Source organism: Myxococcus virescens, assembly GCF_900101905.1.
In the GTDB taxonomy this organism is placed as follows: Bacteria; Myxococcota; Myxococcia; order Myxococcales; family Myxococcaceae; genus Myxococcus; species Myxococcus virescens.
On the sequence record NZ_FNAJ01000002.1, the window covers coordinates 424,303 to 442,445 of the forward strand.

Here is an 18,143-nt window from a genome sequence, read left to right on the forward strand (position 1 = left end):
GGGAAAAAGTTGCGTCTGCCCAAGGTACCAAAAAGTGTCGTTGCCCTGACAGGCCGTCTGGTCTTACGTGTGCGTCCATGTCTGGTGAGTTCGACTTCATCCGCCGGTTCCTCGCGCACTTCCCGGCCGCGCGCGTGCCCGTGGGGCCCGGGGATGACTGCGCGGTGCTGCCCCCTTCCGTTGGTGCGCAGTGCGTCACCACGGACGCGGTGGTGGAGGACGTGCACTTCACGCGCGCCGCGTTCTCCCCCGCGGACATCGGCCACAAGGCGCTGGCGGTGAACCTGTCGGACCTGGCGTCCATGGGGGCCACGCCGCGCTGGTTCGTCTGCGCGCTCGCGCTGCCGAAGGACTATCCCCTGCGGGAGCTCACGGGCCTGGCGCGAGGCATGGCCGCGCTGGCCACCGCGCACCGGATTGCCCTGGTGGGTGGCAACTTCACCTCCGCGCGCGAGCTGTCCGTCACCATCACCGCGGCGGGCGAGCTGTCACGCGCGCCCCTCACCCGCGCGGGGGCCCGGCCCGGGGACCTCCTCTATGTCTCCGGCACGTTGGGCGATGCGCGCCTGGGCCTGGAGCACCTTCGTGCGGGGCTGCGCCGGGGCGCCGCCGTGCGCCGTCAGCGCCGCCCCGAGCCTCGCGTGGCGCTGGGCCTGCTCGCCTCGCGCCATGCATCCGCCGCGCTGGATGTTTCCGACGGACTTGCACAAGACCTGGGTCATCTCTGCACCGCCTCGGGTGTCCGCGCGGAGCTGGAGGTGGAGCGGCTGCCCCTGTCGGCGGCGGTGCGCAAGGCCCTGGGGCCCGAAGGCGCGCTGGCGGGGGGCGAGGACTATGAGTTGCTGCTGGCCGTTCCCCCGGGACGCAGCCGGGCATTCGAGCGCGCGTGCGCTACAGGCGGGCACGCCATCACCCGCATCGGCCACTTCACAGAGGGGCGCGGGTGGGTGAGCCGGGACAGGACAGGCCGCGTTCTCCCACTGCCAGAGGGGTTCGACCACTTCCGACCTCGGGCGATGGATTGACCCTGCGGAGCAGCAAGGCTAAACCCGAGACGCTTCTCATCCCCCGAAAGCAACCCGTGCGCCGTCCCCTCCGCGACGACACAGTCCCCGGACACACTCCCCGCCGCGAGCCCCTGCAGCGACTGCTGCGCGCCGTGGACGGACCTCGCGCGACCCGCGAGGTCTCCCTTCACCGGAAGATTCTCAACGGCTACGTCTTGATGGGGCTGGCGCTGACGGGGTGGATGTACGCGTCGGACGGCCTCATCAGCTTCGTCTTCCCCGCGCTCAGCGCGGGGGGGAAGGACGCCGTGCGCATCGGCGTCGCCATCATCATCACCGGGGCCGCCGCCGCGCTGCTGCCTTCGTGGCTGGCGCGCGTCACCCGCGTGAAGGTGCTCAGCCGCTCCGCATACGAAATCTCGCAGGGCGACCTGTCCAAGCCGGTGGCCGCCGAGGGCGGCAGCAAGCGCGACGAGATTGACGAGCTGACGGGCGCCATCACCCGGATGCAGGAGAACCTGCGCGAGCTGGTGGGCAAGATTCAAGAGACGGCCAAGAGCGTGGCCGACACGGCCATCGACCTCCAGCGCTCGGCGGAGAACGTCAACGGCTCCACCGAGGAGGTGGGCTCGTCGATGGAGAAGATTGCCGGCGGCGCCGAGTCCCAGTCGCAGCTGGTGTCGAAGGCGTCCAAGGTCATCACCGAGATGGCCGGCAGCATCCAGCGCACCACGGCCAGCGCCGAGGACGCGGCGCGGACGACGGCGGAGACGAGCAGCGCGGCCGAGGACGGCTCCAAGGCGGCGCGGCTGGCCGGCGACAAGGTGAAGAAGGTCTTCAACCGCATCGAGTCCGCCAGCCAGCAGGTGTTCGCCTTCGGCGAGAAGACGCAGGAAATCTCGAAGATCGTCGACGCGATTACGCAGGTGGCGCAGCAGACGAACCTGCTGGCGCTCAACGCGACCATCGAGGCGGCGCGCGCGGGTGAGTACGGCCGCGGCTTCGCGGTGGTGGCCGATGAAGTGCGCAAGCTGGCCGAGAGCGCGGGCCGCTCCGCCGAGCAGATCTCCAAGCTGGCGCGCGACATCTCCGGGCAGTCCACCTCCGTCGTGAGCGCCATGAAGGAAGGCATCGCGGAGCTGGCCGAGGGCCGTGAGGACCTGACCAACATCGTGCGCTCCATGGGCGCCATCACCGACACCATCCGCAAGGGCTCCGAGAAGGTGCACCTCATCTCCGAGAGCGCCCGCGAGCAGCTCAAGGGCAGCGAGGAGATGGTGACGGCCATCGAGGAAATCAAGCTGGTGGCGCGCAACAACGCCTCCTCCACCGAGGCCATCCAGGCCGTCATCCAGGAGCAGACCGCCGCCGTGTCCCGCATGACGTCGCTGGCCAGTGAGCTGACCAACCTCTCCGTCGAGCTGCAGAGCGTCGTGCGCAGCTTCCGCCTGGGGCCATGAGCCAGACGCCCTCGGACAACGTCGACGCGAAGCTGAAGGCCGCGGAGGACCATCTGCGCGAGGTGATGCTCGCGCTCCCCGAGGTCACCGAGGAGTTCCCCTGGGGCCACCGCACGGCCAAGGTGAAGGGGAAGATGTTCGCCATCCTCGTGCTGGACAACGACGGGCTGGGGGTCACCACCAAGCTCCCGGAGTCCAACGAGGCCGCGCTCACGCTGCCCTTCACCGCGCCCACCGGCTACGGCCTGGGCAAGAGCGGCTGGGTGTCCTCCCACTTCAAGCCGGGCAGCGAGGTCCCCATCGGGCTGCTGGCCCAGTGGATTCACGAGAGCTTCCGCGCCGTGGCGCCGCAGAAGGTGCTCAAGGCGCTGATGGCTCCGGGCGCGGCGCAGGCTCCGAAGGCGAAGCCGGCGGCACGGAAGGCGAAGTCGGCGGCGAAGCCCGCGGCCCCTGCAAGGACGTCCGCGGCGGCGAAGCCGGGGGCCGGTGCTGGGAAGGGCGTGGCGGCGAAGCGGGGCGTGGCGGCGGGGCGGGCCGTGGCACGGACGTCAGCGGCCGGAAAGAAGCCCGCACCGGGCAAGGCGGCGGCGGGCGGGAAGAAATCCGTGGCGAAGCCGGCCCCGGCGCGCGAAGGTCCCACCAGGCGGGCCGGCGCGAAGCAGACGTCCACGGCGAAGCGGGGCGCGGCGGGTTCGTCCCGGTCGAAGCGGTAGCGAATCGGGCCGGTCATTCCAGAGTGGATAGAACGTTACTCCTGTGCGGCACGTCATCTTCCGGGTGGAGAAGGAGCGTTACGGGTTGCCGCTCTCGGCGGTGCGGGAGGTCGTCGTGCCTCCCGAGCGCTTCACCCGTGTGCCGCGTGCGCCACTGGCCATTACAGGCGTAATGAATCTGCGCGGCAGGGTCGTGACAGTGGTAGAGCTGCGGCAGCTTCTGAGTCTTCCCGAGGGTCCTACCCCGCCCGGACGGGTGGTTCTACTGGACCGCGGGCGGAGAGACCTGGGACTGTTGGTAACAGACGTAGATGGCATCGAAGCGGTGGAGCGGGTGAGCACGGCGCCAGGAAAGATGACGCCTGCCATCCGGGGCGTCGCCAGGCTGGGTGGCCTGGGAGTGACGGTCCTGGACCCAGAAGGGTTGGACGCCGCGGTGGTTGCCTTGTTCACCCATTCCAAGTGAGTAGCCCCCTGGAAAGCGCGGATGCTAGTGTCCGCGCTCCTCTAGGTGATTCGGAGGCGGAGTTCTTCACATGGCTAAGCGGGTCCTGGTCGTCGACGATGCCATCTTCATGCGCAACATGATCAAGGACATCTTTGCGTCTGGGGGGTTCGAGGTCGTCGGTGAGGCGGCCAACGGCCTGGAGGCCGTGGAGAAGTACAAGGAGCTCAAGCCCGACCTCACGACGATGGACATCGTCATGCCCTTCAAGAGCGGCATCGAGGCCACGCGAGAGATCATCAAGGCGGACAGCAGCGCGGTGGTCATCATGTGCTCCGCGCTCGGGCAGGAGAGCCTGGTGATGGAGGCCATCGAGGCGGGCGCCTCGGACTTCATCGTCAAGCCGTTCCGGGCCGAGGACGTGCTGGCCGTGGTGAAGAAGGTCCTGGGCGAGACGTGAGCGGCTGCGCCCTGGCGCGGGCTGTCCACCCTTCCTGACACGAGGCCGGGTCCATGACGATGGACATGTCCCGCTACCTCGGGCTCTTCATCTCCGAGGCGACCGACCACCTGGAGGCGCTCGGGCGCGACCTCGTGGAGCTCGAGCGCGAGGGCTCGTCCAGCGCGGTGGACTCGATGTTCCGCCATGCCCACTCGGTCAAGGGCATGGCGTCGTCCATGGGCTTCGAGCCCATCGCCATCGTGGCGCACCGTGTAGAGGACCTCGTGGACGCCGTCCGTCAGGACCGCGGCCGCCTGGACCGCGACCTGGTGGACCTGCTGCTCACCGCCGCCGACACCATGCTCGCGCAGGTGCGCGCGGTGGCGGAGGGCAAGCAGCCGGATGATTCCGCGGCGCTCCTGACGCAGCTCAGCCAGCGCGTCACCACCATGACGGGCCAGGCCCCGGCCGCCACGCGCGTCGCGAAGGTGACGGCGCTGAAGCCGGAGGGCGGCGGCTCGGATGGCACCGGCTCGGATGGCCCTGGCGGAGGCTCGGGCTCTGGCTCGGATGGCTCCGGCGGAGGCATGGGGTCTGGCTCGGATGGCTCGGGCACGGGGGGCGGAGCGGGCGGCTCGGGCGGCTCGGGCACGGGGGGCGGCTCGGGCACTGCGGGCGGAGCGGGCGGCTCAAGCACTGCGGGCGCAGCAGGAAGTGCAACGAGCACTGCGGGCGGAGCTGGCGGCTCGGGCGGAGCTGGCGGCTCGGGCACCGGTGGCGGCACGAGCGGCGCAGCAGGAAGTGGCTCGAGCACTGCGGGCGGAGCGGGCGGCTCGGGCCCCACAGGCGCCGGTGCCAGCCCTGCCTCAACACACGGTGGCGGAGCTGCTGGCAGCGGCACCCGGAGCAGCGTCGACGGAGGCTCGGGCGCCGAGGGTGGCAGTCCCAACCCAGGCGTGGCCAGCGGCACCGGTGTTGACGGTGCAGGGACCGGCTCGGCCAGTCCCAATCTTCTGATGAACGGCGGTCCCGGTACCTCCGCTACCTCCAGCGCGCCGAATGGAGCGCACGGCACCAGCGCCCCATCATCCCCGGACGGAGCCACCGGAGGCGTGGTGGTGCCGCTGTCCGCGCGCCGGGCCTCGGACGCGCCCGGAGCCGACGCCGGAACCGTGGCTCCTACGCCCGACCTGGCCAACTCCCTGAAGGCCGCGGCCAGCGCGCCGCTCCCGGAAACCCTGGCCCAGCGCTGGGCGGTGCGGCTGCGCATCGCGCCCACCTGTCAGGTGCCCGGCGTGCGCGCCTTCCTCGTCCACAAGCGCCTCACCAACCTGGGCACGCTGGTGGAGCTCCGGCCCGCGCTGGAGGAACTGAAAGCCGGCCGCATTCCAGACGGCAACATCCAACTGGAGCTGGAGACCCCGGCGGGCGAAGCGGGCATTCACGCGGCGCTGAAGAACGTGGCCGAGGTGGAGGTCATCTCGGTGAAGCCCGCGGTGGCCGCGCCCGTGGTGCAGCCCACCCTGGTGCCTGTCCCCGATGGCGCCCGAGCGCCCTCGGACACGGCGTCGCGCACGGTGCGAGTGCGCACGGAGCTCCTCGACTACTTCCTCGACACCGTGGGTGAGCTGATGCTCGCCACGGCCCGCCTGCGCGAGGTGGGCAAGGTGCTGCCCGAGAACACGCGCCCCGCGCTGGAAGAGGGCGTCTACCGGCTGCACACGTTGGTGAAGGACCTGCACGACAAGGTGATGACGGCGCGCATGACGCCGCTGTCCCTCATCACCGACCGGCTGCCCCGGGCGGCGCGAGACATCGCCCGCCGCAAGGAGCGCGAGGTCGACCTGGTCATCACCGGCGCGGAAATCGAACTCGACCGGGCCATCCTCGAGGAGCTGTCGGATCCGCTGCTCCACCTGCTGCGCAACTGCATCGACCACGGCCTGGAGGCGCCCGAGGATCGCGCCGCCGCGAAGAAGGGCCCACGGGGCCGGGTGCTGGTGGCGGTGAAGCGCGCCAGGGACCGCGTCATCATCGAGTTGGAGGACGACGGCCGCGGCATGGACCCCGCGAAGCTGAAGAACGCCGCGGTGTCGCGAGGCCTGCTCTCGGCGGAGGCCGCGGCGCGCCTGACGGACCGCGAGGCCTTCATGCTGTCGTGCCTTCCGGGCGTCTCCACCGCCAAGGACATCACCGACATCTCCGGCCGCGGTGTGGGCATGGACGCGGTGAAGCGCGTGGTGGAGAACGTCGGAGGCACGCTCGAAATCGACAGCGAGCGAGGCCGGGGCACCCGCTTCACCCTGCGACTTCCACTGACGGTCGCGGTGGTGCACCTGCTGCTGGTGGAGGTGGGCGAGGAGGTCTTCGGCCTGCCCATCGCCAAGGTGGTGGGGGCGACGGAGGCGGACGGGGAGTCACTCAGCCGCAGCCGCGAGACGGCCCTGCTGCCCCATGGTAATTCGCTGCTGCCGGTCCATTCGTTGGATGCGCTGGTGGGCGTACCTGCCCCCCGGAGACTGGGAGCCCGGCCTTTCGTGGTGATGGACGGGGATTCCGGCAGGGTGGCCCTGGCGGTGGACCGCCTGTTGGGACAGGAGGAAGTGGTGCTCAAGCCGCTGTCGCGGCCCCTGGACTTGCTGCCCGGCCTGTCCGGCGTCACCATTCTGGGAAGTGGGCGTCCGGTGTTCATCCTGGACGTGCCGAGGTTACTGTCCGCGTGAGCCAGCCCCTGCACAGCGACGCGCAACTCGACGCACTGCGCGAGGTGGCCAACATTGGTTGTGGCCACGCGGCCAATGCGCTCTCCCGGTTGATGGGGGGACGCAAGGTGGACCTCTCCATTCCCCGCGTGCTGCTGACAGGCCCCTCCGACGCCGCCGAGCTTCTGGGCGGAGCCGCGCCGGTGGTGTCGGGGTGGCTGGGCATCCAGGGCGGGCTGCGGGGGGCCCTGTTGCTGGTGCTGCCCCAGCAGGACGGAGCCGCGCTGGAAGCGCTGCTCCTGGAGGGACAGCCCGCGATTCATCAGGCCGAACGGGACAGCGTGATGGCGGAGACGGCGAACATCGTCGCCAGCGCCTGCCTGTCCGCCATGGGCAGGCTGACGGGCTGGAAGCTGGTGCCCACGGTGCCCACGGTGCGGCGAGGCCGCGCGAGGGACGTGGTGTCCGACGCGGTGGGGCAGGTGGAGGGCGACGCCAGCAGCGTGGTGGTGCTGGAGGCCCGCTTCCTCGCGACCGCGGCGCCCCCGGTGGGTGGGCAGCTGCTGTTGGTGCTGGCGCGCGACAGCATCCGTGACCTGCTGGCGCGGCTGGGCGTGTAGCCCGTTTCGAGCTAGACGGGCGCCCATGGATGAGAAGGCGCTGAAACAGCTCCTGGGCAGTGTGAAGTCCGGCCGCGTCTCCGTGGACGACGCGGTGGGCAAGTTGAAGGACCTGCCCTTCGCGGAGCTGGGGTACGCGACGCTCGACACGCACCGCAACCTGCGCTTCGGCTTCCCGGAGGTGGTGCTGGGTGAGCCCAAGACGGTGGAGCAACTGCTGGGCATCGTCGGGGCGTTGGTGGAGCGCAAGCAGACGGTGCTGGTGACGCGGCTCCAGCCGGACAAGGCGGAGGCGCTGGTGGCGCGCTTCCCCAAGGGCGAGTACCACCCGGTGGCGCGCATCTTCCATCTCAAGCAGGGCAAGGTGCGCGCGGGCCGCGTGGCCGTGGTGACGGCGGGCACCAGCGACATCCCCGTGGCGGAAGAGGCGGCCACGACGGCCGAGGCCATGGGCGCGGAGGTGCGGCGCGTCTACGACGTGGGCGTGGCCGGCATCCACCGGCTGCTGCGGCGCCGCGAGGAAATCCAGGAGTGCCATGCCGCCGTGGTGGTGGCGGGCATGGAGGGCGCGTTGGCCAGCGCGCTGGGCGGACTGGTGGGGATTCCCGTGGTCGCGGTGCCCACGTCGGTGGGCTACGGCGCCAACTTCAAGGGCGTGTCCGCGCTGCTGGCCATGGTGAACTCGTGCGCCTCCAACGTGGCCACGGTGAACATCGACAACGGTTTTGGCGGTGGCTTCTACGCCGCCCTCATCTCCCGCACGAAGGGACGCAGGTGAGCACCATGCGACGCATCCTCTACCTGGAGCCGGTGGGCGGCATCGCCGGGGACATGTTCCTGGCGGCGGGCCTGGACCTGGGCATTTCGCCGGCGGAGCTGGAGCGCGCGCTGTCGGGCCTGCGCGTCCCGGGCTGGAAGCTGGCGGTGAGCCGCGCGGTGCGCCACGCCATCAGCGGCACGCACCTGGACGTCGTGCTGGATGCGCGCGAGGCCCATCCGCACCGCGCCTACGCGGACATCCGGCGCCTCATCGAGGAGGCGGACACGCTGCCCCCGCGCGCGAAGGAGCGGGCGCTGGCGGTGTTCCGCGCCATCGGCGAGGCGGAGGCGAAGGTCCACGGCGTGTCCATCGACGACATCCACTTCCATGAAGTGGGCGCGGTGGACTCCATCGTCGACATCTGTGGCGCGGCGGTGGTGCTGGAGCTGCTGGGCAACCCGGAGGTCCATGCGGCGCCGCCGCCGCTGGGCAGCGGCACCATCCGCGTGGCCCATGGCGCCATGCCCATTCCCGTGCCCGCGACGCTGGAGTTGCTGCGTGACGTGCCCGTGCGCTTCGAAGGCGTGGGGGAGCTGACGACGCCCACGGGCGCGGCGCTGCTCAAGGTGCTGGCGCACATCGGCCATCCGCCGGACTTCATCGTGGAGAAGGTGGGCTACGGCGTCGGAACGAAGGACTTCAAGGACCGCCCCAACGTGCTGCGCGCGTCGCTGGGCCGGCTGGAGCAGGCCCGCAACGAAGGGCTCTGGGTGGTGGAGGCCAACCTGGATGACGCCACGCCGCAGCTACTGGGGCACTTGCTGGAGCGCTTGCTCGCGGTGGGCGCGCTGGACGCGTGGGTGACGCCGGTGGTGATGAAGAAGAGCCGGCCGGGGCACCTGTTGAGCGCGCTGGTGGAGGGCGGCACGCGCGAAGCCATCGTGGACGTGGTGTTGCGCGAGTCCACCACGCTGGGCGTGCGCTACCACCGCGTGGAGCGTCAGGCGCTGGAGCGTGACTGGGTGGAGGTGGAGACGCCGTGGGGCAAGGTCCGCGTGAAGCGTGGGCTGCGCCAGGGCGCGGTGCTCAACGCCCACCCGGAGTTCGAGGACTGCCGCCAGCTGGCGGAGGCCGCGGGCGTCCCCGTGAAGCAGGTGATGGCCGCGGCGGTGGCGGCGCTCGGCCCCAAGGACTGAGCGCCGTGGGCGCCCTCTCCGAGGGCTTCGCGGACAGCTTCGTCAGGGGACGATGAAGTCCCGGGCGCGGGCGCCCGAGCCGCGGTGGTTACGCCGGCAAACGCACCTGGATGCGGGTGCCGCCCTGCTCGGCGCGCACGCACAGGTCGCCGCCATGGCGCTCGACGATGCGCCGACAGACGTCCAGGCCCATGCCCGCCGCATGGGGCTTCGTGCTGAAGAAGGGCTCGAAGATGCGCGGCAGCAAGTCCTTGGGAATGCCCGGCCCGTCGTCGGAGACCTCGACGACCACGTGCGCGGCATCCTTCCAGGTGCGCAGTCGCACGCGGCCTCCGCGCTCGCCCAGCGCCTCCAGCGCGTTGAGCACCAGCTGCGTCCACAGCTCGTCGAGCGCGACGCCTTCCGCCTTCAGCCGGGGCAGGTGCGGGTCGTACTCACGCTCCACCGTGAGGTGCTCTCCGCGCAGCCGGTGGCCCAGCACCGCCAGCGCGTGCTCCAGTCCTTCGTGGACGTCCACGTCCTCACGCGGCACCGGGTCCATGAAGGCATAGGCCTTCACGCCTTCGACCAGTGCGGACACGCGTGCCGTTCCTCGCGCCACCTCCGCCATGAGCACGTCACAGCTCACCGCCACCACCAGCCACGCGAGCACGTCGCCCAGCAGCGCCCCGCCCACGCGCGTCGCCACCGACTCCAGCCACGCGACGTCCAGTCCGGAGGCCACCAGCGCGGGCGCCGCCTCCCACGCATCCGCCACGCCGCGCGCCTCCAACCAGGAGCCCAGCGCTTCTTCGCGCTCGGCGCGGGCCAGGGGCTCCAGCGGCGGAGAGGTCCGCCCGCGCTCCGCCGCTTCCCGAGGCAGCGCCAGCAGGACGCTGCGCTGGGGCAGGGAAAGGCCGTGGTCGCCCAGGGCCATGGCGCGCGCGGACACCGTGGCCATCAGCTCGCCCAGCCGCGCCGCGCTCCGCCGGGCCGCCGCGGCGGGGCTGCCCAGCTCGGCGCCCAGCTCGGCCGCCATGCGTCCCACGGGGAGCACTTCTGACTGAGGACGGACGTCGTGCGCCTGCTGCTGGGAGCGCTGCGAGGCCAGCTCCATCAATCCCCGGCTGAGTCCGGGCGCCAGCCGCAGCAGCTCCCAGAAGGTGGCCGGCTCCATCCGGAACAGGCGCACGTCCGTCACCGCGTCGCCGCTGTGGGGGTAGGGCGCGTTCAGGAAGAGGATGAGCTCACCGAAGAGGTCGCCGGCCTCCAGCGTGAACGTGGGCACGCTCTCCGTGCCGGTGCGGCGGCTCCACTGCGTGTGGCCCTCCAGGATGACGGACAGGCCATCCGCGGCGGCGCCTTGCTCGGCGATACGAGTGCCAGCGGGGAAGTGGAGTTGACGGCCATGGTCCGCCATCCAGCGGAGCTGTTCTCCGGTGAGTCGGGCGAACAGCGGAACCTGGCGCAACGCCGCGACGATGTCGTCACTTCCCATACGCCGGGATGCTGCCTGTCCCCGCCAGGGAGTCCATCGGATTCGGCGGGGCCCCGCGCTATCGCAAGGGTTGCCGCGTCAACGCCTGTGCGAAGGCGTCGTTCCGCTGCCCGGCCACGCACACCGGCAACCCCTCCACCATCCCGCAGCGCGCGCCCGCCCGGAGGAAGGCGCCCACCTGCTGACGCACCACGACGTACACCGTGTCCCCGTCCACGCCGCCAGGGCGCATGGTGGCGTTGCACTCCTCCGCAATCGACGGTGGGGTCCGGGTGACGTAGCCGCTGTTGAAGGTGAGGCCCAGCCGGTAGGCCATGTACCCCGTCGCGTTGACCAGCGGCTCGTTGTAGGGGCACACCCACTGCACCTGCGGCGGGAAGAGGGCCAGGTGCTGGTAGTGGCCCTTCAGCTCCGCCCACTCCGGGGCCTGGAGCCGGCGGAAGCCTTCCGGGCGACGGCGCAGCTCGCTCTTGTCCTGGCGTACGTCATAGGCCTGCACGGCGACCGCCAGCGCGAGCACCGCCGTCCCCACCCAGGCGCGCTCTCGCCACTGTCGCAGCCACAGGAGGAGGGCGCCGCCCATCACCGCGTAGCACAGCGGCCAGATGAAGCGCCCGGACGCGCGGAACGCGGACGTCAGCCGCGAGAAGGGCTCGTACAGCCCGCCCAGGTCCACCACCAGCCGGCCCGTCCACGTCACCCGGGACGACAGCGCGTAGACGGCCAGCAGCAGCACCGCCACCGCGAAGGGCAGTCCCCGCCGCCAGGGCACATCGCGCAGCGTGCGGAAGCGAAGCGCCGCGCCCACGACGGAGAGCACCACGAGCAGCAGCGCCCCCGCGCCCACATAGCCGAAGCCTTCGCCCTGCCGCCGCGCCACGGGCAGCGAGGGCAGCAGCCGCGACCAGTCCGTGGGATTGAACAGCGTGGTCAGGTCGGCGGAGAACTGGCCGAAGCCCTCCGCACCCAGGTTGCTGCCGACGAAGTAGCCGAAGAGGGCGAAGATGAGCACGTCCAGCACGACGATGCCCACCGAGGCCAGCAGCGCGCGTCCCCAGCTGATGACGCGGCCCAGGGCCAGGCGCACGGTCAGCGCCATGGCCAGCGGCGCGAGCATGGCCACCAGGTACGGATGCGTGCCCGCGCCCACGGCGTTCAACGCGGCGGCCCACAGGAGGCTCCGCTTCGCCCCATGGGCGTCCGGTGTGTCGCGCAGGTGCAGCCACATCATGGCCACCAGCAGCCAGTGCGAGCACAGCGTCAGGTGCCCCAGCCGCGCCGCCATGGGCGGAGCCAGGGCCAGCAGCAGGCCGCCCAGCAACTGGTGCGTGGGGCGGGACGAAACGACGGACACCAGCTTCGCGCCGAACCAGCCCATGAGCGCGAAGCCCAGCGCGAGCCAGAGGCCGTGGTACTGGAAGTCAGCGGGCAGCAGCGCGTTGAAGGGCTTGAACAGCACCGCCAGCAGGGGATTGCCGTCCGTGAGCGCCACGGAGGTGCCATGCGGGAAGAGCTGGTTGGGCGAGCTCGTGAGCGGCAGGCCCCAGGGTGCGTTTCGGTAGAACAGCCAACCGAAACCGGAGGCCGCCCAGTCCTCGCGAATCATCCAGTCGATGCGCGTGGGCGGAATCGCCCGGCCACCGCCGAGCCAGAGGAACCACGCCAGTCCACCCAGCGCGGCGCCCCAGGGCGCCCACCGGTTCGCGGGTGACGGAGAAGGCGCAATGGTGGGGACAGGCGGAGTCGGGGCGAGCGCCGGTGAAGCGGATTCCCTCGACGCCGGTGGACTCGGGATCGTCATGGCGGCCTTGGTGGAGGCCGGCACTGTAGGACCGCGCTTCCCGCACGGGCAAGCACCGTTCCAGGCCGCGCGCTTCCAGCCAGCCTAGGGAGGGCAAGGCGTGACGCTGTCGTTGTTCCCGATGGAGCGCTCCTCCGGCGGCCCGGTGTAGACGTCGTCCGCGAGCATCGTGGCCCAGCACGAAGGGAGCCGGGGGTTGTCCGTGACGACGAACGCATCGCTCACGCGCGCGAGTGCATCCAGGCTCAGCGCCGTCATCGCTGGATTCCCCATCACCTTCAGGGTGCCCACCACGGTATGGAGCGAGCCCAGGGTGCTCAGGTGCTCCAGCGCGTCATTGCCCGTGACATACAGGCCGCGCATCCACGTCACTTGCTGGAAGCCAGACAGGTCCGTCAGCAGCGGGTTGAGGTTGACGAACAACGCGCCGCCCATGCTCTGGAGCTTTGGCAGGTCCGCCGCGCGCAGCAGCCGTGGGTTCTCCGCCAGGGTGACGTCCTGATTCACCCGGAGCAGCGACGGCATCGGGCCCACCTGCTCCAGCGCTGCGTTGCCCATCACGGTGAGCGCGCCTGTTTCGGAGAGGGCATCGAAGCGGAGGTCCAGGAGCCGGGCGTTGTTCATCACGTTGATGCGGTCCTTCACCACCGCCAGGTGTTCCAGCCCGGTGAGGTGCGTGAGGGCGTTGTTGTTGGAGACGTCGAGCCCACCGCCGACTCTCGTCAAACGTCCCAGCCCTTCCAGGGATTGAAGCATCGGGTTGCCCGAAACCGTGACGCTCCCTCCCACCTCTGTCAGACGGGACACCGGCAGCTTCTCCAGCGCGGGGTTGCCGTGGACGGTGAGCGTGCCCGCCAGCACCTGGACGTGGGGGAACGTGTCGGGGCTCGACAGCACGCCGGTGTTCCACACGGTGAGGTCGAAGTGGGGCGCCACGGCGGCCACGCCGCTCAGGGAGGACAAGGCGGGGAGCGTGTAGAGCGTCAGGCTGTCGACGCGAACGGCTGGAAGCGCCTCCATCGTCTGCGGTCCGACGCGCACCTCGTTGAGCAGGTTGCTGCCACGGATGCTCAACGTTCCTCCCACGTAGCGAAGCCCAGACAGCTCCACCCGCGTCAGCGCCGGGTTGTCGTGGATGGACAGCGGACCTTCCACCGACACGAGGCCGGGCAGCACCACCGTCGTGACATCCGTGTCCTCGATGGAGAGCTCACCGCGAATGATGGAGAGGGACTTCAACGCTTCCAGGTCGGCCGCGTTCTCCACCGCGTACATCCCGTCATGGGCCGCCGACAGCTGGCACACGAAGGCAGCCGCGAGAACCTCGGTGTCGTCGAGCACCCTGTTCAGGTTGGTGTCCACGCCTGCCTCCACCTGGGTGCCTCCCGTGGTGCAGTTAGGGCCCGTCGGCTCTGGCCGCTGGCGCAGCAGTGTCACCGCGGGGTCCGCGCAGAAGCGGGCGGCTGCCCGGAGCTCGTTGTCATCGAGCACGCCGTTCCCATTGAGGTCCACGCCGGCCTCCACGAGCGCGTTGTCGTGCCGGCAGACGAAGGGGTGGGTCAGCAGCGGGCGCACGCGGGCGAGGACAGGCGCCGGCTCCATGCAGCCGTGGACCTCGCGCGTCACCTCGTCATCCGAAAGGAGGCCGTTGCCATCCAGGTCCGCCCCCGCCAGGGTGAGCTGCCCGCCCAGCGCACATGGCTCGCCGGGAGGGAGCTGCCGCGTGCGCACCAGCACGCCTGGCGAGAGCGTGGCGCAGATGTATTCGGTGCCCGTCACCTCGTCGTCGTCGAGCACGCCGTCATCATCCTGGTCCAGCCCCGAGCGCACGGCCTTCCCGCCGTGCTCGCAGTTCGGGCCGGAGGACTCGTCAGCCACGCGGGTGCGCGCCTCGTGCTGACCGATGAGCCGGTGCAGGTCGATGCCGTCACACCCGGTGGCCAGGACCAGCGCCAACATCCACGTCCATCGCATCGCCAGGAGCCTTTCGGGGCGTCACTCGCCGCAGGTGGCGGTGTCGTTATTGCCGCTGATGTGGAGTTGCCCGGCGTCGCCCGTGTACACGTCCGCCGCGAGCGACGTCGCGAGGCATGACGGAAGTTCGAGATTGTCCGTGACGTCAAAGACCTGACCGACCTGGTGCAGGCTGCTCAGGCCGAGCCGGACGAGGCTCGCGTTGTCCGACACGCGAAGCGAAGCGAGGGTACTCAGGCCGCTCAGGCCCTCCAGGGTCGTCAAGGCGGGGTTTCCCTTCACGCTCAGCTCGGACAGGTGACGGAGCGGCGCGAGGCTGTAGAGCGCCTGCAGGGCCTTGTTTTCGCTGATGACGAGCCCGCCTCCGATGCTCCACGGGGAGAGGCCTTCCAGGAAGCGCAGCTCCGGGTTCCCCGAGACGCGGACGTTGCCGCCGACATGGACGAGGTTCGAGAAGGGAAGCGCTTGCAACGCGTTGTTGTCGGTGACGGTGAGCGAGCCCATGAGGTTGTCGACGTTGACGAGCACGGAGTCCTCTTTGGGGTGGAACGCCAGGACATCATTGCCCTCCACCAGCAGGCTCTCCCGAGGCGACACGCTCACGAGCCCGTTCAGGTTGCGCAGCCGGTCGTTGTGGCTCACGACGACGCCTCGGCCCACGAACAGCCGTTGTTCGTCGGTGCCGCCCGCTTGCAGCCTGTCCAGCGCGGGGTTGGCTGTCACGTCGAGGTCGTCACCCACGAAGCGCAGGACGGGCAGGTCCACCTGGGTCAGGAGTTGGTTGTTCCAGAGGCGCAAGCTGCGGTCCACCACCGCGAGCCCCGGCAGGCTCAGCTCGGTGATGGACGCGTCGTTGATGAGGAGCGAGCCCTGGATGCGGGAGATGCGCTGGAGCGCGGCGAGGTCCGCGGGGGTCCGCACGGTGTAGTCGCCGTGGAGCGTGTGCAGGGCCTCGCAGACGAAGGCGGTCTTGTGGACCTCTGGCCCCCAGAGCACGTCATCGCCGTTCGAATCCACGCCCAGCCGGATGCCCGTGCCACCCTGGGGGCAGGCCGCTCCGGCGAGCTCGGGCACGTAGACGACCTTGAGCCGGGCCGGCTCCACGCAGACGCTGACCACGGCGCGGACCTCGTCGTCGTCGAGGAGGCCATTGCCGTTCGCATCAAGGCCGGCCTCCACCCAGGTGCGGCCCCAGCTACAGAGCCACGGAGGGACCGCCGCCGACGGAGGCTGATGCTGGCTTCGGTGAATCACACGCGGGGAGACTGGCTCGGTGCAGCCGTACACCTCCCGGGTGACTTCGCCGTCCTCCAGGGCATCGTTGCCATTCACGTCCTGGCCCGCCCGCGACACATGTCCTCCGAGCGGGCACTGTTCGCCGGGGGGCACGTCTTGCATGTGCACCAGTACCCCGGGCGTGGGCGTGGTGCAGACGTACTCGATGCTCGTGACTTCGCTGTCGTCGAGCACGCCGTTGTCGTTCAGGTCCAGGCCCGCGAGAAAGGCCCTGCCGCCGAGCGGGCAGCGGTCTCCGGCTGGCTCGGGGTCCACCCGCGTGCGTGCCTCGTGTTGCGTGACGAGCTCGCGCAGGCTGATGTCGTCACAGCCCGCCGCCAGCAGTACCACCGCCATCCAGGTCCATCGCATGGGTGCTTCTCTCTTCCTCGTGACGGGGCTCGCCGCTGGGAGGCCTTCAATCGCAGGGAGATGAGCTGTCGTTGCCGCGAATCTCGGGCGCGCCGCCCGTGTTGACCCGTGCGGCGAGCGACACGGCCAGGCAGGTGGGGAGCCGGGGGTTCTCCGTGACGGTGAAGAGGCGGGTGACGCTCTCCAGGGCATTCAGGTCCAGGCGCAGCAGGTTCTCATTGGAGAGCACAAACAGCTCCTCCACCGATTGGAGGAGGGCGAGGTCCGACAGGTCGGTGAGGCTCGCGTTGTTCTCCACGGTCAGCACCTGCAGCGAGAGCAGCCGGTCGAAGCCCATCAGCCGGGAGAGCTGTGGGTTGTTGCCGATGAACAGGAAACCGCTGTTCTGCACCTTCTGGAGCCCCCACAGGTCCTTCAACACGGCGTTGGCATTGAACCGCATGCCGGAGGTGACGCGCGCCAGCTTGGGGAACTCTCCCGCGGCTTCCAGCGCGGGGTTGCGATCGAATTCGAGCGTCCCCACCTGGGTGAGTTCATTCATGCCTTCCACCGAGCGCAGATTGGCGTTGTCCCGCACGCGGAGGCCACCGCCAATGGACGTCAGCGCTGGCATGCCCGACAACGCAGTCAGGTTTTCATTGTCCGTTACAACCAGGTCTCCCACGACCTTCTGCAGCACCGTTCCGGTCAGGGTGCTCAAGGAGGAGTTGCCGATGATGTTCAGGGAGCCGCCCAGCCACTCGAGGTGCCGGAAGGGAAGGGTGGAGAGCTTTGCGTTGTCTTCCAGGGTGATGCTGCCGAGGAGCGCGGAGGTGAAGGTGAAGTAGCCCCCTTCGAGGGCATCATTGTCTCTCAGGACGATGTTGTTGCCAGGAAGGACCGCGCTCACTCCCGCGAGCGTGGGGAGCCAGGGATTGGATATCAGGCTGAAATCGCCCCAGACCCAGAGCGGAGCGCGGCTGCCGCTGCCCAGGGTCAGCGTGGTCAACGCGGGGTTTCGGGCGACGGTGAGCGGGCCACCGACGAGGCGCAGCGAGGGCATCTCCACGCGTTCAAGCGACGTGTCGACGATTTCCAGCGCGCCTTCGACCATCATCAAGTCGGGGAGGACGGCCTCCGTGGCGGCCCCGGCGTCGAAGTAGAGGGCGCCCCGGACGCGGGAGATGCCCTCCAGCGCCACGAGGTCCACCGCGTTGCGCACGCGGTAGTTGCCGTCCAGCGTGTGCAGGGGCTGGCACACGAACATGGATGACATCACCTCTTCGTCTTCGAACAGGCCGTCCGCGTCCGCGTCGGTGCCCACGTCCACCTGGGTGCTGGGCGTGGGACACGCGGCGCCGGCCGGAGCCGGTGACTGACGCAGCCGGACCTCGGAGGGGAGCACGCAGAGGTTGGACGTCGTCCGGACCTCGGAGTCGTCCAGCACGCCGTTGCCATCCTGGTCCTGTCCCGCCTCCACCACGGCGCCGTTCTCCCCGCAGGGGAAGAGGAGCGGCTCCCGTGGCCGTACGCGGGTGACCACGGCCGCCGAGCTGGCGCAGCCGTACACCTGGCGGCTGACCTCGCTGTCTTCCAACTCGTCGTTGCCATTCGCGTCCTGGCCCGCGCGGTACACCCTGCCGCCCTCGGTGCAGTTCTCACCGGGGGGCTCGTCCTGCACGCGCATCAGCACGCCGGGGATGGCGGTGACACACGCGTATTGGGTGACGGTCACTTCGCCGTCGTCGAGCACGCCGTTGTCGTTCAGGTCCAGGCCCGTGCGGACGAAATGGCCACCGTGGACGCAGTTGGTACCCGCGGGCTCGGGCTCCAGCCGGGTGAGCGGCGGGTGCTGCCGGACGAGCCGCTCCAACTCGATGCCGTCACACCCCGTGACGAGCACGAGCATCGTCATCCACA

At 70.1% G+C, this 18,143-nt stretch carries 14 protein-coding genes; 9 read left to right on the forward strand and 5 right to left on the reverse strand.

The genetic code is table 11. From position 1 onward, the window contains the following. Positions 1-77 precede the first annotated feature (77 nt). The 9 genes from thiL to larC all read left to right on the forward strand — a co-directional run bounded on the left by thiL (position 78) and on the right by larC (position 9,345). Positions 78-1,025, forward strand: a complete 948-nt coding sequence (gene thiL, locus BLU09_RS08440; RefSeq protein ID WP_090488040.1) for a thiamine-phosphate kinase — start codon at positions 78-80, stop codon at positions 1,023-1,025. 56 nt (positions 1,026-1,081) lie between these two features. Continuing rightward, positions 1,082-2,467, forward strand: a complete 1,386-nt coding sequence (locus tag BLU09_RS08445) for a methyl-accepting chemotaxis protein (protein WP_090488042.1) — start codon at positions 1,082-1,084, stop codon at positions 2,465-2,467. Further along, entirely contained in the window at positions 2,464-3,180 is a 717-nt protein-coding gene (locus tag BLU09_RS08450; RefSeq protein WP_090488044.1) for an MmcQ/YjbR family DNA-binding protein, read from the forward strand. The genes BLU09_RS08445 and BLU09_RS08450 overlap by 4 nt, the downstream gene beginning before the upstream one ends. A gap of 43 nt (positions 3,181-3,223) precedes the next feature. Further along, positions 3,224-3,646 carry a chemotaxis protein CheW gene (locus BLU09_RS08455; RefSeq protein WP_011556619.1) on the forward strand — a complete coding sequence of 141 codons (423 nt, stop codon included), beginning with the start codon at positions 3,224-3,226 and terminating at the stop codon, positions 3,644-3,646. Positions 3,647-3,716: 70 nt separating this feature from the next. Continuing rightward, positions 3,717-4,085 carry a response regulator gene (locus BLU09_RS08460; RefSeq protein ID WP_011556618.1) on the forward strand — a complete coding sequence of 123 codons (369 nt, stop codon included), beginning with the start codon at positions 3,717-3,719 and terminating at the stop codon, positions 4,083-4,085. Between the two features lie 53 nt (positions 4,086-4,138). Further along, complete coding sequence (locus BLU09_RS08465) at positions 4,139-6,790, forward strand: chemotaxis protein CheA (protein WP_090488046.1); 2,652 nt, start codon at positions 4,139-4,141, stop codon at positions 6,788-6,790. Continuing rightward, a complete protein-coding gene (locus tag BLU09_RS08470; RefSeq protein WP_090488048.1) occupies positions 6,787-7,389 on the forward strand; it encodes a chemotaxis protein CheC in 603 nt (200 codons plus the stop codon). The genes BLU09_RS08465 and BLU09_RS08470 overlap by 4 nt, the downstream gene beginning before the upstream one ends. A gap of 25 nt (positions 7,390-7,414) precedes the next feature. Continuing rightward, on the forward strand, positions 7,415-8,167 hold the full coding sequence (gene larB, locus BLU09_RS08475) for a nickel pincer cofactor biosynthesis protein LarB (RefSeq protein ID WP_090488050.1): 753 nt from the start codon (positions 7,415-7,417) through the stop codon (positions 8,165-8,167). 5 nt (positions 8,168-8,172) lie between these two features. Continuing rightward, positions 8,173-9,345 (forward strand): nickel pincer cofactor biosynthesis protein LarC, encoded by a 1,173-nt coding sequence (gene larC / locus BLU09_RS08480; RefSeq protein ID WP_186817986.1) that lies wholly within the window; start codon positions 8,173-8,175, stop codon positions 9,343-9,345. An 88-nt stretch (positions 9,346-9,433) separates the two neighbouring features. Here larC and BLU09_RS08485 read toward each other — a convergent pair whose 3' ends face one another. From BLU09_RS08485 to BLU09_RS08505, 5 genes are all read right to left on the reverse strand, one after another. Then, a complete protein-coding gene (locus BLU09_RS08485; RefSeq protein ID WP_090488054.1) occupies positions 9,434-10,822 on the reverse strand; it encodes an ATP-binding protein in 1,389 nt (462 codons plus the stop codon). A gap of 58 nt (positions 10,823-10,880) precedes the next feature. After that, complete coding sequence (locus tag BLU09_RS08490; protein WP_244171536.1) at positions 10,881-12,623, reverse strand: DUF6311 domain-containing protein; 1,743 nt, start codon at positions 12,621-12,623, stop codon at positions 10,881-10,883. A gap of 84 nt (positions 12,624-12,707) precedes the next feature. Continuing rightward, positions 12,708-14,582: a DUF7151 family protein gene (locus BLU09_RS08495; protein WP_244171537.1), complete on the reverse strand. Its 1,875-nt coding sequence runs from the start codon at positions 14,580-14,582 to the stop codon at positions 12,708-12,710. A 36-nt stretch (positions 14,583-14,618) separates the two neighbouring features. Next, positions 14,619-16,244: a DUF7151 family protein gene (locus BLU09_RS08500; protein ID WP_090488060.1), complete on the reverse strand. Its 1,626-nt coding sequence runs from the start codon at positions 16,242-16,244 to the stop codon at positions 14,619-14,621. A gap of 46 nt (positions 16,245-16,290) precedes the next feature. Then, entirely contained in the window at positions 16,291-18,138 is a 1,848-nt protein-coding gene (locus tag BLU09_RS08505) for a protein phosphatase 1 regulatory subunit 42 (protein ID WP_244171538.1), read from the reverse strand. Between the last annotated feature and the right edge of the window lie 5 nt (positions 18,139-18,143).

Coding starts and splice junctions, on each gene's coding strand:
- BLU09_RS08490 (WP_244171536.1), bottom strand. CDS start 12,623: ATGACGATCCCGAGTCCACCGGCGTCGAGGGAATCCGCTTCACCGGCG.
- BLU09_RS08485 (WP_090488054.1), bottom strand. CDS start 10,822: ATGGGAAGTGACGACATCGTCGCGGCGTTGCGCCAGGTTCCGCTGTTC.
- BLU09_RS08500 (WP_090488060.1), bottom strand. CDS start 16,244: ATGCGATGGACCTGGATGGCGGTGGTACTGCTGGCGGCGGGCTGTGAC.
- larB (WP_090488050.1), top strand. CDS start 7,415: ATGGATGAGAAGGCGCTGAAACAGCTCCTGGGCAGTGTGAAGTCCGGC.
- thiL (WP_090488040.1), top strand. CDS start 78: ATGTCTGGTGAGTTCGACTTCATCCGCCGGTTCCTCGCGCACTTCCCG.
- BLU09_RS08505 (WP_244171538.1), bottom strand. CDS start 18,138: ATGACGATGCTCGTGCTCGTCACGGGGTGTGACGGCATCGAGTTGGAG.
- larC (WP_186817986.1), top strand. CDS start 8,173: ATGCGACGCATCCTCTACCTGGAGCCGGTGGGCGGCATCGCCGGGGAC.
- BLU09_RS08495 (WP_244171537.1), bottom strand. CDS start 14,582: ATGTTGGCGCTGGTCCTGGCCACCGGGTGTGACGGCATCGACCTGCAC.
- BLU09_RS08465 (WP_090488046.1), top strand. CDS start 4,139: ATGACGATGGACATGTCCCGCTACCTCGGGCTCTTCATCTCCGAGGCG.
- BLU09_RS08450 (WP_090488044.1), top strand. CDS start 2,464: ATGAGCCAGACGCCCTCGGACAACGTCGACGCGAAGCTGAAGGCCGCG.
- BLU09_RS08460 (WP_011556618.1), top strand. CDS start 3,717: ATGGCTAAGCGGGTCCTGGTCGTCGACGATGCCATCTTCATGCGCAAC.